At 67.7% G+C, this 14,056-nt stretch carries 10 protein-coding genes; 6 read left to right on the top strand and 4 right to left on the bottom strand.

The genetic code is table 11. The features are described from left to right. Window positions 1-10: 10 nt before the first annotated feature. From J2X20_RS23920 to fabI, 4 genes are all read right to left on the bottom strand, one after another. A complete protein-coding gene (locus J2X20_RS23920; protein ID WP_310270681.1) occupies window positions 11-829 on the bottom strand; it encodes a helix-turn-helix domain-containing protein in 819 nt (272 codons plus the stop codon). Next, window positions 829-2,160, bottom strand: coding sequence for a DUF1501 domain-containing protein (locus tag J2X20_RS23915; protein WP_310270678.1), 1,332 nt, complete (start codon window positions 2,158-2,160; stop codon window positions 829-831). Before J2X20_RS23915 ends, J2X20_RS23920 begins: the two co-directional genes overlap by 1 nt. A 12-nt stretch (window positions 2,161-2,172) precedes the next feature. Next, window positions 2,173-4,314, bottom strand: a complete 2,142-nt coding sequence (locus J2X20_RS23910; RefSeq protein ID WP_310270675.1) for a DUF1800 domain-containing protein — start codon at window positions 4,312-4,314, stop codon at window positions 2,173-2,175. Window positions 4,315-4,575: 261 nt separating this feature from the next. Next, window positions 4,576-5,355, bottom strand: coding sequence for an enoyl-ACP reductase FabI (gene fabI / locus J2X20_RS23905; protein WP_310270672.1), 780 nt, complete (start codon window positions 5,353-5,355; stop codon window positions 4,576-4,578). A 259-nt stretch (window positions 5,356-5,614) separates the two neighbouring features. Between fabI and rimP the strand changes: the two genes are divergently transcribed. The 6 genes from rimP to typA all read left to right on the top strand — a co-directional run bounded on the left by rimP (window position 5,615) and on the right by typA (window position 14,049). Beyond that, window positions 5,615-6,238, top strand: coding sequence for a ribosome maturation factor RimP (gene rimP, locus J2X20_RS23900; protein ID WP_409034196.1), 624 nt, complete (start codon window positions 5,615-5,617; stop codon window positions 6,236-6,238). Beyond that, complete coding sequence (gene nusA / locus J2X20_RS23895) at window positions 6,235-7,713, top strand: transcription termination factor NusA (RefSeq protein WP_025564233.1); 1,479 nt, start codon at window positions 6,235-6,237, stop codon at window positions 7,711-7,713. The genes rimP and nusA overlap by 4 nt, the downstream gene beginning before the upstream one ends. Window positions 7,714-7,760: 47 nt before the next feature. Further along, on the top strand, window positions 7,761-10,793 hold the full coding sequence (gene infB / locus J2X20_RS23890; RefSeq protein WP_310270667.1) for a translation initiation factor IF-2: 3,033 nt from the start codon (window positions 7,761-7,763) through the stop codon (window positions 10,791-10,793). A gap of 75 nt (window positions 10,794-10,868) precedes the next feature. Further along, window positions 10,869-11,249, top strand: a complete 381-nt coding sequence (rbfA, locus tag J2X20_RS23885) for a 30S ribosome-binding factor RbfA (RefSeq protein WP_310270663.1) — start codon at window positions 10,869-10,871, stop codon at window positions 11,247-11,249. Next, window positions 11,242-12,201: a tRNA pseudouridine(55) synthase TruB gene (gene truB / locus J2X20_RS23880; protein WP_310270661.1), complete on the top strand. Its 960-nt coding sequence runs from the start codon at window positions 11,242-11,244 to the stop codon at window positions 12,199-12,201. The genes rbfA and truB overlap by 8 nt, the downstream gene beginning before the upstream one ends. 24 nt (window positions 12,202-12,225) lie before the next feature. Beyond that, window positions 12,226-14,049: a translational GTPase TypA gene (gene typA, locus J2X20_RS23875; protein ID WP_310270659.1), complete on the top strand. Its 1,824-nt coding sequence runs from the start codon at window positions 12,226-12,228 to the stop codon at window positions 14,047-14,049. Window positions 14,050-14,056: the final 7 nt, after the last annotated feature.

Below are 14,056 nucleotides of genomic sequence, written 5' to 3'. Positions count from 1 at the left end.
GTAGGCGCTTTCAGGTGAGGTTGCTGCCCAGCCGCCAGGGCAGGCCTTCGTGGCGGGCCAGGTCGCGGCGCACGCCGGCCGGGCTCAGGCCCGTCAGGGCCCGGAACTCGCGCACCATATGGGCCGCGTGGCTGAAGCCGCAATGCGCCGCCACATCCGCCAGCTCGGCGCCCTCGGCCAGCCGCAGCAGCCCCTCGTTCAGGCGCTCGATGCGCATCAGCGCCTTGGGCGACAGGCCGAGGGCGTCGCCGACGCGGCGCTGCAGCTGGCGGGCGCTGGACGTGGCCACGTCGGCCCAATCACTCACGCTCAGTGCGGCGGCAGGCACGCCCGGCGGCGGCTGCCAGGCGCGGCGGGCCTGGGCCTTTTCCACCCAGCAGTGCAATTGCTGCTCGATGATCCAGACCTGGGCCGCCGTGCTGCTGGCTCGCCGCAACTGCGACAGCAGCACCTCGGCCGTCGGCCAGCCGATGACCTCGGCCGCCGGGCCGCGCCGGTTCACCCATTCAGCGGCCGGCAGGTCGAACAGCCAGCTCAGCACGCCCGGGCGCAGCAGCACCGTCGTGATGGCCGGGTCGTTCGCATAGGCGCGTCGTGCCGGCCTGAGGCGCGGGCCGGCCAGTTCCAGGTCGGCCAGCGACAGGCCCGAGTCGGCGTCGACCCAGTCGCCGCGGTGCAGCACCGTGAGGGCGCCCTGCACATTGGCGGGAAAGCATTGCACCGCCGGCAAGGCCGGCCCGTCTGGGCTGGGCCGCCGCACGGCGATGGCCTGGACATAGGGTGCCAGTGCCGGGCTGGGCGGCAGCAGTTGGGTGCGACTCGCGGGCATCAGGCCATGAATCCCAAATCCTGTGGCGTGAAGGCGGCCAGCGCCGGGAAGGCCGTGTTGAGGGCCGTGGCGTCCAGACCGAACCAGCGCCCGAGTGTCGCGCCGAACTGCTCCAGCGAGGTGGACGGGATCAAGGCGCCGCGGCTGCCCGCGTCGTCGGCACCGCCCAGGGCCGGGTAGGGGAAGCGGCCATAGACCTGGCCGCCCTTGACCGCGCCGCCGAGGATGAGATGGTGGTTGCCCCAGCCATGGTCGGTGCCCGAGCCGCTGGGCTGCAGCGAGCGGCCGAACTCGCTCTGCGTGAAGCTGGTGACCAGCTGCGACACGCCGAGCTCGACGGTGGCGTTGTAGAAAGCGCCCATGGCGTCGCCGAGTTGGCGCAGCAGGTCCCATTGCTGCCAGCTCTGGCCGCTGTGGGTGTCGAAGCCGCCGAGCTGCACGAAGAAGACCTGGCGCTTGACGCCGACGCTGTTGCGCAGCGCGATGACGCGCGCCACCTGCTGCAGCTGGCGGCCCAGGTCGGTGCCGGGGAAGACGGTGTTGACGGTGCCGGCGCCGCTGCTGCGCAGCAGGGCGCCGAGGCTGAGCGCATCGCGCCGGACCTGATTGGCGCCCTGGATCAGGCGCACACCGCCGTCCAGGGCCAGGATCTCGTTCAGGGCCTGGCTGCGTGCCGTCGTCGCCGAGGCTGGCCAGGTGCTCATGCCGCTGACGTCTAGGTTGAAGCCCGGCACCAGGCTGGCGCTGGGCACCTGGGCGCCGTTGGTGAACAGGGCGCCGCCGGACATGGACACGGCCGCCGGGAAGCGCGACGTGCCGTTGCGCGCGATCAGGGCGTCGGCCGTGCGCCCACCCCAGCCTGTGCCGCCGCCGCTGCCGTTGCCGGCCTGGGTCTGCTGCATCTGGTCGGAATGGGAGAACAGGTTGGCGGGCAGCGTCGCCGTGCCGGTCTGGATCTGCGCGCGTGTCGTCGGCGCGAGCAGGGGGCCGACGTTGGCGATGGCCGCCAGCTTGCCCTGAGCCCACAGCGGATGGACGGTTTGCAGGCCCGAGTTCAGCGCATAGGCCACGCCGCCGGTCGTCGTGATGGGCAGCAGGCTGGCTGACTGGTCGGGCAGGGCCAGGCCGCCGCGGATGCTCTTGTAGGCGGCATAGGCGGCCGTGGCCTGAGGCACCAGCACGTTGTGGCCGTCGCAGCCGCCTGCCAGGAAGACGCAGACCAGGGCACGGTAGTCCTCGGTGGTCTGGGCCAGGCTGGGCAGGGCGGGCGCGGCGGTCAGGGCGCAGGCGGCGCGCAGCAGGGCGCGGCGGGTGGTGTTGTGGTTGGTCATGGCTGCGCTCCTTCAGTGTTGGATGGCGTGCTGGCCGGACAGCAGCGTCAGGTAGAGCGCCGTCTGCATGCGCTGGGTCGCATCGGGCTGGGCGTTGATGGCATTGGCCAGGCTCTGGCGCATGGCCGGCGACATGCGGCCCCACAGCAGGGCCTGGTCGACCGCGTTGATCAGGGCCGTCGTGTCATTCGCCACCGCGGTGAAGGGCTGCAGGTTGATGCGCATATTGCCGCCGGGCTGGGTCAGCAGGGCCCACAGGAAATTGCCGCGCAGCGTCGCCTCGGTGGGGGTGTAGATCTGGAACTCGGGCGCGGCCAGCGTCGTCTGTGGCAGGCGGAAGAGCTGCGAGTAGTGGCCGAACACCGAGGGCGGCGTCAGCGGCGTCTGGCCGGTGCGGCCGATCTCCCAGCTCAGCTGGTTGCCGGGCTGGAAGCCACCGTTCAGTGCGCGCAGCATGGCGGCGATGTGCTGGATGGGATCGCGCAGCCGGCCGTCGTTGGTGCCGGCCGTGTCGTTGCGGGCCTCGCTGTCGAGCAGGATGGCCCGCACCACGGCTTTCAGGTCGCCGCGCACGCCGCTGCCGTTGTTGATGAAGACCGCGGCGATGCGCTGCACATAGGCCGCGCTGGGGTTGCTCTTGACCAGCTGGCGTATCAGCCGCTGCGACACGAAGGGTGGCGTGTTGGGATGCTGGAAGAGGCAGTCCAGCGTGGCCTTCAGGTCGGCGTCGGTGCCCTGGCTGGCAGGCAGGTTGCAACCGAGGAAGCTCTTGGCACGCTGGTCGTGATTGACCTCGCGCAGCACCATGGGCCCGCTGAAGTTTTCCCAGTTGTTGGTGCCGGTGCCGGCATAGGTCCAGCCCGTCAGCGCCAGCGCCACCTGCTGGATGGTCGACTGGTCGTAGGTCGGGATGGTGCGGCCGGACAGGTCCAGCTGCGGCGTGCCATCAGTGTTCAGCTTGACCAGGCCGATGGTGAAGAGCTGCATCAGCTCGCGCGCGAAGTTCTCGTTGGCCGACGAGCCGCCCAGGGGCCTGTTGCTGTTGGCGAGGTCCAGGTATTTGCCCATCTGCGGGCTGCGCGCCACCTCCTCCAGCAGCGCGCGGTAGTTGCCGAAGGCGTTCTTGCTCAGGGTGCGCAGATGCGGCGCGATCTCCTCGGCATAGATGTTCTTGTTGGCCGAGATGACGATGACCTGGGCCAGCGCATAGGCGACGCGCTGGCGCAACTGGTCGGGGGCGTCGGTGAGCCGGTTCAGCATCTGCGCCGCCACGGTCGACGTGCTGCCGTCGGTTGGCGTCGCGACGACCGTCTCGGGCAGGCCGAACTGCTCGGTCAGCCAGGCGTCCTGGCCCAGGCTCTGCACGCGGGTCACGGAAGCTGCATTGGGGCCGAAAGTGGCCTGTTCGAGGAAGCGGGCCGCGGCCAGGTTGGCCGTACCTTGGCCGGGGCCTGGTGCGGGCGTCGGCGCGGGGGCGGGCGCTGGGCTCGGTGAAGGAGCCGGCGCGGGCGCGGGAGCGGGTGTCGGCGCGGGGGCGGGAGCTGAGGCCGAGATCGACAGGTTGACGACGTCAGAGCCGATGGTGCCCAGGCCCGTGGCCCAGACCTGCACCGGCTGGGTCTTGCCCAGCCAGGCGCTGGGCGCGGTGGCCGAGGCCTGCAACTGGGTGGCGGAGATGCGCGTGACCGTTGCGTTCACGTCGCCGATCCTCACGGCCACATTGGTCGGGAAGGCCGCGCCGTTGAGCCTGATCGTGAAAGCCCCCATCGGCACGGCCGTGGGGCTGACGCTCCACAGCCGCGGCTGGACCTGGGTGATGCTCAGCGTGACGCTGCCCGATTGGGCCGGGTAGGCCGTGCTGGTCGCCGTGACGGTGACGTCGCTCTGCATGGGCACGGCGGCGGGCGCCGTGTAGAGGCCGCGGTCACTGACCGTGCCGACGGTGGCGTTGCCGCCGGCAATGCCGTTGACCGTCCAGGTGACAGCGTTGGGCGACAGCGGCACATAGGCTGTCAGCTGTTTCGTTGTGGCGATGGGCAGGTTGCCGCTGCTGTAGACCGTGATGGTCTGGGCGATCAGCGGGCCGGCGCCGAAGCTGCCGACGAAGGCCAGGGCGGCGATGCGGACGAGGCGCGGCGGGGGAGGGCAAATCATGCGGCTGCTCCGAGGGAAGACAGCTCACTGGTGCAACGCTCATGCCATGGCCGAAAGGCGTCAAAACTGACGCCACTCGTCGGTTCTGACGGCCGCACGCCCAGATCAACTGACGATTTCTGTTAGCCGCTGACCAGGGATGTCAGTCTTGTAAGGACTTGCAGGGCTGATTTGTGCAAATGTCACGAGTTGTAGAGGCAAAAAAAGCGGCGGGCCGGTGTCGGCGCGCCGCGGTGGATGCGGGAATGGGGCCGAGGAGGCTTATTCCATCCCCATGGCGGTGTGGCTGAAGCCGCCGTCCACGTAGGTGATCTCGGCACTGATGCCGGCCGACAGGTCGGACAGCAGGAAGGCGGCGGTGTTGCCGACGTCGTCGATGGTCACGTTGCGGCGGATCGGCGCCTGGGCGGCGAACTGGCTCAGCAGCTTGCCGAAGTCCTTGATGCCGGAGGCGGCCAGCGTCTTGATCGGGCCGGCGGAGATGCCGTTGACCCGCACGCCCCTGGGGCCGAGGGCCGAGGCCAGGTAGCGCACGCTGGCTTCCAGGCTGGCCTTGGCCAGGCCCATGGTGTTGTAGTTGGGCACGATGCGCAGGGCGCCGAGGTAGCTCAGCGTCAGCAGGGCCGAGCCCGGGCGCAGGCGCGGCGCAGCCAGCTTGGCCATGGCAGGGAAGCTGTAGGCCGAGATGTCGTGGGCGATGCGGAAGTTCTCGCGCGTCATGCCCTCGAGGAAGTCGCCGGCGATGGCCTCGCGCGGCGCGAAGCCGATGGAGTGGACGAAGCCGTCGAATTCCGGCCAGACCTCGCCCAACTGGTCAAAAAGGGCCTGCATCTGCTCGTCGCTGGTGACGTCACAGTCGTAGATCAGCTTGGAATCGAATTCCGCGGCGAACTCGCTGATGCGGTCCTTGAAGCGCTCGCCCTGATAGCTGAAGGCCAGCTCCGCGCCTTCGCGGTGGCAGGCGCGGGCAATGCCGTAGGCGATGGAGCGGTTGGACAGCACGCCCGTGATCAGCAGCCGCTTGCCGGCGAGAAAGCCCATTCTTGTCTCCTGTGAGGTCTCAAACAGCCTCAGATTCTGGCATGCGCCGGGCGTAGCGGCTTGCCGGCATGGGACTTGCACAGTACAATCCGAGCTTCACCAGAAATGAGAGAACTCCGAGCAATTGCAGCGGGGGCTTTCAGCGGGTCCCGGACGACATCCCCCGGGGCGCGGTATCCGGTGAACGAGTGGGCGGATTCATCCAGCCCATTTTTTTTGCTTTTTCGATTTTCTTTCGCTAGACGCCCGCATACCCCGAATGAGTTGGCAAACCACTGTGGAAACGACCGTGACCGGACTCGGTTACGAACTCGTGGACTGCGAACGCAGTGCCGGTGGATTGCTGCGCGTGACGATCGACAAGCTGCCGGCCCAGGCCGAAGCCGGGGAGTTGATCACGGTGGACGATTGCGAGAAGGTCACGCGCCAGTTGCAGTATGTGCTGGAAGTCGAAGCCTTTGAATACAGCCGGCTCGAGGTCTCCTCGCCGGGTCTGGACCGGCCGCTGCGCAATGCCTCGCACTATGCGCGCTTTGCCGGCCAGGAAATCGACATCACGCTGAAGATGCCCTTCCAAGGGCGGAAGAAATACCGCGGCATCGTCAGTGCGCAGCCGGATGCGGCGGACGACCAGGCCTGGCGCCTGGTGTTTGACGACGGCGAGGCCGAGCAGGCTCTCGATTTCACGCTGGATGAAGTGCGTGAAGCGCGGCTGGTGCCGCAGTTCAGTTTCAAGGGGCGCGGCGGCGAGCCGGCACCCGATCGCAAGCCCGGCCAGCGGGGCGTCATCAAGCCGAAGAAAGCACCGGCTAGGAAACAAGCGGGCGAGCCCAGTGAGGCGTCGCCCAGCCAAGACAAGGTTGACGGAGGTCTCAAGCAATGAACCGCGAAATGTTGATGCTGGTGGACGCAATCTCGCGCGAAAAGAGCGTGGAGCGCGATGTCGTGTTCGGTGCGGTGGAAGCCGCGCTGGCCTCGGCCACCAAGAAGATTTATGGCGGTGAAGCCGACATCCGCGTGAGCGTCGATCGTGAGTCGGGCGAGTACGAGACCTTCCGCCGCTGGCATGTCGTGCCCAACGAGGCCGGCCTGCAGAACGCCGACGCCGAGATTCTGCTGTTCGAAGCCCAGGAACAGATTGCCGACATCGAGGTGGACGACCACATCGAGGAACCGGTCGAGTCCGTGCCCATCGGCCGCATCGGCGCCCAGGCCGCCAAGCAGGTCATCCTGCAGAAGATCCGCGACGCCGAGCGCGAGCAGCTGCTCAACGACTTCATGTCGCGCGGCGAGAAGATCTTCGTCGGTACCGTCAAGCGCCTGGACAAGGGCGACATCATTGTCGAGAGCGGCCGCGTTGAAGGGCGCCTGAAGCGCAGCGAGATGATCTCGAAAGAGAACCTGCGCACCGGCGACCGCGTGCGCGCCGTCATCCTCGGCGTCGATCCGACCCAGCGCGGCCCGCAGATCATGCTGTCGCGCTCGTCGCCCGAGTTCATGAAGGAACTCTTCGCCCAGGAAGTGCCGGAAATCGAGCAGGGCCTGCTGGAGATCAAGAGCTGCGCCCGCGACAGCGGTTCGCGCGCCAAGATCGCCGTCATCAGCCATGACCGCCGCGTCGACCCCATCGGCACCTGTGTCGGCGTGCGCGGTTCGCGCGTCAACGGCGTGACGACCGAGCTGGCCGGCGAGCGCGTGGACATCGTGCTGTGGAGCGAAGACCCAGCCCAGTTCGTCATCGGCGCCCTGGCCCCGGCCAATGTGCAGTCCATCGTTGTCGATGAAGAGCGCCATGCCATGGACGTCGTCGTCGACGAGGAAAACCTCGCCATCGCCATCGGCCGTGGCGGCCAGAACGTGCGTCTGGCGTCCGAGCTGACCGGCTGGCGCATCAACATCATGTCGGCCGAGGAGTCGGCTGCCAAGCATGAACTGGAAGCCGAGAGCGTGCGCAAGCTCTTCGTCGAGAAGCTCGACGTCGACGCTGAAGTCGCCGACATCCTGATCGCCGAAGGCTTCACCAGCCTGGAAGAGGTCGCCTACGTCCCGATGCAGGAAATGCTCGAGATCGAGGCCTTCGACGAGGACACCGTCAACGAGCTGCGCACCCGTGCCAAGGACGCGCTGCTGACGATGGAAATCGCCAAGGAAGAGAAGGTCGAGGAGGTCTCGCAGGATCTGCGCGATCTCGAAGGCGTGACGCCCGAGCTGCTGAGCAAGCTGGCCGAAGGCGGCATCAACACCCGCGATGACTTGGCCGATCTGGCCGTTGACGAATTGGTCGAGCTGACCGGCCAGGATGAGGCCGCGGCGCGCGCTCTGATCATGAAGGCCCGTGAACATTGGTTCAACGCCTGATCAACCCCACGCCGCGCCGCACCGAAATCGATTTGAAGGATCCCCACATGGCCGTGACTACCGTCGCCCAATTTGCCGCCGAGCTGAGCAAGCCGGCGGGCACGCTGCTGGAGCAGCTGCAAGCCGCGGGCGTCAAGAAGTCTTCCGTCGACGACTCGCTGAGCGAGACCGACAAGGAACGCCTGCTCGACCACCTGCGCACCTCCCACGGCACTGCCGGCGGCGAGCGCAAGAAGATCACCCTCGTCAAGAAGTCGACCACCGAGATCAAGCAGGCCGACGCTTCTGGCAAGGCCCGCACCATCCAGGTCGAAGTGCGCAAGAAGCGCACCTTCGTCAAGCGTGACGACGCCGCCGACGAGACCTCCTCCGGTCCCGACGAGGCCGACCTGCTGCGCCGCGAGGAAGAAGCCCAGGCCCAGGCTGCTGCCCTGCGCGCCCAGGAAGAGGAACTTGCCGCCAAGGTGAAGGCCCGCGAGGACGCCGAGCGCGCTGCGCGCGAAGCTGCTGCTGCCAAGGCTGCCGCTGAAGCCGCTGCCGCCGAAGCCGCCGCCAAGGCCGCGGCCGAAGCCGCTGCGGCTGCCGCTGCTGCCAAGGTGGAAGCCAAGACCGAAGGCAAGGCCGACGACCAGGCCGAGGCCCGCGCCCGCAACGCCGCCGCTGCCGCCGCCGAAGCCGCTGCCATCAACAAGGCCGCGTCCAAGCGGGGGGCCAAGGCTGCCGCGCCCGCACCTGCGCCGGAACCCGAAGTCGTCGCGCCGCCGCCGCCCGCGCCGGTCCCCGATGTCGTGGCCCCGCCGCCGCCCGTGCCCGAGGCTGCCAAGCCGGCCCTGCGCGTCGTGAAGGCCGTCGATGCCGCGGCCGAAGAGAAGCAGAAGCAGGACGACCTGGCCCGCCGCCGCAAGGCTGCCGAGGACGAGGCTGCCAAGATCCGCGCGATGATGAACGCGCCCAAGAAGGTGCTCGTCGCGGCCAAGAAGGAAGAGCCCAAGCCGGTCGAAGCCGCTGCGGGCATCAAGGGCACCATCCACAAGAAGGCCGGCGCGCCTGGCGCGGCACCTGCCGCAGCGGGCGCCGGTGCAGGCGCAGGCAAGCCGGGCGACAAGAAGTCGGTCAAGTCCGAGAAGCTTTCGTCCAGCTGGGCCGATGACGCCGCCAAGAAGCGTGGCCTCAAGACCATCGGTGCCGGCCCTGCCGGTGGTGCCGGCCGCCCGGGCGGCGGCGGCAACTGGCGCGCTCCGGCGCGCGGTGGTGCCGGTGGCCGCCGTGGCGACCGTGGCGGCAACGGCCAGTCCAACTTCCAGGCCCCTGCAGAGATGCAGATCCAGGAGGTCCATGTCCCCGAGACCATCTCGGTGGCGGATCTCGCCCACAAGATGTCGGTCAAGGCCGCCGAGGTCATCAAGCAATTGATGAAGCTGGGCCAGATGGTCACCATCAACCAGCAGCTGGACCAGGAAACGGCCATGATCCTCGTCGAGGAAATGGGCCACAAGGCCTTCGCCGCCAAGCTGGACGATCCGGATGCCTTCCTCGAGGAAGAGGGCACTGCCGAACAGCAGCACGAGGCTGTCGCGCGTGCACCGGTCGTCACCGTCATGGGTCACGTCGACCACGGCAAGACCTCGCTGCTGGACTACATCCGCCGCTCGCGTGTGGCTGCTGGCGAAGCCGGCGGCATCACGCAGCACATCGGCGCCTACCACGTCGAGACGCCGCGCGGCACCATCACCTTCCTGGACACCCCGGGTCACGCGGCCTTCACGGCCATGCGGGCTCGCGGCGCCAAGGCGACCGACATCGTCATCCTGGTCTGTGCGGCCGATGACGGCGTCATGCCCCAGACCAAGGAAGCCATCCACCACGCGAAGGCGGCGGGCGTGCCCATCGTGGTCGCCATGACCAAGATCGACAAGCCCGACGCCAACGCCGAGCGCGTCAAGAGCGAGCTGGTGGCCGAGCAGGTCGTGCCGGAAGAATTCGGTGGCGAGTCGCCCTTCATCGGCGTGTCGTCCAAGACCGGCCAGGGCATCGACGAGCTGCTGGAGCAGGTGCTGCTGCAGGCCGAAGTGCTGGAACTGAAGGCGCCGGTCGAGTCCATGGCCAAGGGCCTGGTCATCGAAGCCAAGCTGGACAAGGGCCGCGGCCCGGTGGCTACGGTCCTGGTGCAGAGCGGTACCCTGAAGCGCGGCGACGTCGTGCTGGCCGGCTCCACCTTCGGTCGTGTTCGCGCCATGCTGGACGAAGACGGCAAGGCCACCAACGAGGCCGGCCCGTCCATCCCGGTGGAAATCCAGGGCCTGACCGAAGTGCCGCAAGCCGGTGACGAGTTCATGGTGCTGGGCGATGAGCGCCGCGCCCGTGAAGTCGCGACCTTCCGCCAAGGCAAGTACCGCGACGTCAAGCTGGCCAAGCAGCAGGCCGCCAAGCTCGAGAACATGTTCAGCGAAATGGGCGCCGGCGACGTGCAGACCCTGCCGCTGATCATCAAGAGCGACGTGCAGGGTTCGCAGGAAGCGCTGGCCGCTTCGCTGCTCAAGCTCAGCAACGCCGAGGTCAAGGTGCAGATCGTCCACGCGGCGGTCGGCGGCATCAGCGAAAGCGACGTCAACCTGGCCATCGCGTCCAAGGCCGTCATCATCGGCTTCAATGTGCGTGCCGATGCCGGCGCGCGCAAGCTGGCCGAGGGCAACGCCGTCGACCTGCGTTACTACAGCATCATTTACGACGCTGTGGACGATGTGACCAAGGCCATGTCCGGCATGCTGGCGCCCGAGCAGCGCGAGGAAGCGCTGGGTACCGCCGAGATCCGCGTCGTGTTCGTCGCCTCCAAGATCGGCACGGTGGCCGGCTCCATGGTCACCAGCGGCCTGGTCCGCCGTGGCGCGCGCTTCCGCCTGCTGCGCGACAACACCGTGATCTACACGGGCGAGGTCGAGTCGGTGCGCCGCGAGAAGGACGACGTCCGCGAGGTCAAGGAAGGCTTCGAGTGCGGTATCAAACTCAAGAACTACAGCGACATCAAGGAAGGTGATCAGCTCGAGTTCTTCGAAATCAAGGAAGTGGCCCGCACGCTCTGAACTCCAGTCCCGAGGGTTAACCCCGCCCCTCGGGGCGGGGTTTGTTCTTTGTTGGAGCCTGATCAGGAAACCGCCATGAGACACAAACGCGCCATCCCCAACCGCAGCTTCCGCGTCGCCGACCAGATCCAGCGCGATCTGGCCGAGCTCATCCGCGAGCTGAAGGATCCGCGCATCGGCATGGCGACCATCAGCGCGGTCGAGGTCACGCCCGACTACGCCCACGCCAAGGTGTTCTTCTCGGTGCTGATCGGCGATCCGAAGGAGACGCAGGAAGCGCTGAACGAGGCCGCCGGTTTCCTGCGCAACGGCCTGTTCAAGCGCCTGCAGATCCACACCGTGCCGACGCTGCATTTCCAGTACGACCGCACCACCGAGCGTGCCGCCGAGATGAGTGCGCTGATCCACAAGGCCAACGCCACGCGTGCCCTCGAGGACGACGAGCCCAATGACTGACGTCTCCGTTGCCGCCGCCAAGCCTGCCCGGGTGCGCATCCAGCGCCGCCCGCTGCATGGCGTGTTGTTGCTCGACAAGCCGCTGGGCCTGTCGAGCAACGACGCGCTGCAGAAGGCCAAATGGCTGCTGCGCGCCGAGAAGGCCGGCCATACCGGCACGCTGGACCCGTTGGCCACCGGCCTGCTGCCGCTGTGCTTTGGCGCGGCCACCAAGTTCAGCCAGGTCAGCCTGGACGCTGACAAGCGTTATCTCGCGACGCTGGCCCTGGGCATCCGCACGACGACGGGCGATGCCGAGGGTGAGGTGCTGGAGCGTCATGACGCCGGCCACATCACCCGCGAGCAGATCGAGGCCGCCTGCGCCGCCTTCACCGGCGAGATCGACCAGACGCCGCCGATGTATTCGGCGCTCAAGCACGAGGGCAAGGCCCTGTACGAATACGCCCGTGCCGGCGTCGAAATCGAGCGCAAGAGCCGTCGCGTGACGATTCATGCCATAGCCATCGTCGGCATGCATGCCGGCACCGTGACCCTCGACGTCCGCTGCACCAAAGGCACCTATATCCGCACGCTGGCCGAAGACATTGGCGCGAAGCTGGGCATCGGCGCCTCGCTCGCCGCTCTGCGCCGCACCGGCTCCGGCGGCCTGACGCTGGACGGCGCCGTGACGCTGGCCCAGATCGAGGCCCTGCCCGACGAGGAGCGCGCCGCGCTGCTGACCTCGCCCGACCGCCTGCTGGCCGAAGCCCCCGAGCTGCGCCTGGATGCCGCCGACGCCACCCGCTTCCTGTCGGGCCTGCGCCGGCGCGTGAGTGCGCCCGATGCCGAGCGCGTGCGCGTCTACGGCCCCGAAGCGCGCGCCTTCCTCGGCAGCGCCCACATCACCTCTGGCGAACTGATCGCCGATCGCCTGTTGACCCCACCGGAGGTCCAGGCTCTGCTTTCCGCCTGATCCGGTTTATTTCGAAGCATCACCATGACCACCCCGATCCGCAACATCGCCATCATTGCCCACGTCGACCACGGCAAGACCACCATGGTGGACCAGCTGCTGCGCCAGAGCGGCACCTTCGCCGACCATGAAAAGGTCGTCGACACCGTCATGGACAGCAACGCCATCGAACGTGAGCGCGGCATCACCATCCTGGCCAAGAACTGCGCCGTGTCCTGGGGCGGTACGCACATCAACATCGTCGACACGCCCGGACACGCGGACTTCGGCGGCGAAGTCGAACGCGCCCTGTCCATGGTCGACGGCGTGGTGCTGCTGATCGATGCCCAGGAAGGCCCGATGCCGCAGACGCGCTTCGTCACCAAGAAGGCGCTGGCCCTGGGCTTGAAGCCCATCGTCGTCGTCAACAAGGTCGACAAGCCCGGTGCCAAGCCCGACGCCGTCATCAACGCCGCCTTCGACCTGTTCGACAAGCTGGGCGCCACCGACGAGCAACTCGACTTCCCGGTCGTCTACGCCTCCGGCATCAACGGCTGGACCTCGCTGACCGAAGGCGCGCCCGGCGAGCAGTGGGGCCCCGACATGTCGGCCCTGTTCGACACCGTGCTCAAGCATGTGCCGGCCCAAACCGGTGACCCGGCCGCGCCGCTGCAGCTGCAGATCTCGGCCCTGGACTTCTCCACCTTCGTCGGCCGCATCGGCGTGGGCCGCATCAGCCAGGGCACCATCAAGCCCGGCATGCAGGTCGCCGTCATGGAAGGCCCGGACGGCAAGAGTGTCAACGGCCGCATCAACCAGGTGCTGACCTTCCACGGCCTGGACCGCGTGCAGGTCACGGAAGCCGGCCCGGGCAACATCGTGCTGATCAACGGCATCGAGGACATCGGCATCGGCGTCACCGTGACCGACCCGGCCAACCCCCAGCCCCTGCCCATGCTGAAGGTGGATGAGCCGACGCTGACGATGAACTTCTGCGTCAACACCAGCCCGCTGGCCGGCCGCGAAGGCAAATACGTCACCAGCCGCCAGATCTGGGACCGCCTGCAGAAGGAACTGCAGCACAACGTGGCCCTGCGCGTCTCCGAGACGGACGAAGACGGCGTCTTCGAGGTCTGCGGCCGCGGTGAACTGCACCTGACCATCCTGCTGGAAAACATGCGCCGTGAGGGCTACGAGCTGGCCGTCTCCAAGCCGCGCGTGATGTTCAAGGACGTCGACGGCGAGAAGCAGGAGCCGATGGAGCTGGTGACGGCCGACGTCGAAGAAACCCACCAGGGCGGCGTCATGCAGGCCTTGGGCCTGCGCAAGGGCGAGATGCTGAACATGGAGCCGGACGGCCATGGCCGCGTGCGCCTGGAGTACCGCATCCCCGCGCGCGGTCTGATCGGCTTCGCCAACGAGTTCATGAATCTGACGCGCGGCTCGGGCCTGATCTCGTCGATCTTCGACGGCTACGAAGCCCACAAGGGCGAGATCGGCGGCCGCAAGAACGGCGTGCTGATCTCCATGGACGACGGCGAGATCTTCACCTATGCCCTGGGCAAGCTGGACGACCGTGGCCGCATGTTCGTCAAGCCGAACGACCCGGTCTACGAGGGCATGATCGTCGGCATCCACAGCCGCGACAACGACCTCGTCGTCAACGCCACGCGCACCAAGCAGCTGACCAACTTCCGCGTCTCCGGCAAGGAAGACGCGATCAAGATCACGCCGCCGATCGACCTGACGCTGGAATACGGCGTGGACTTCATCGACGACGACGAGCTGGTCGAGATCACGCCGAAAAGCGTGCGTCTGCGCAAGCGCCATCTGTCGGAAAACGAACGCAAGCGAGCGTCGCGCGCGTAAGTGCACG

The organism is Roseateles saccharophilus (genome assembly GCF_031458095.1).
GTDB classification, from domain to species: Bacteria; Pseudomonadota; Gammaproteobacteria; order Burkholderiales; family Burkholderiaceae_C; genus Pelomonas; species Pelomonas saccharophila_A.
The sequence above is the reverse complement of the archived record's forward strand: the minus strand, read 5'-3'. Positions and strand labels throughout refer to the sequence as shown.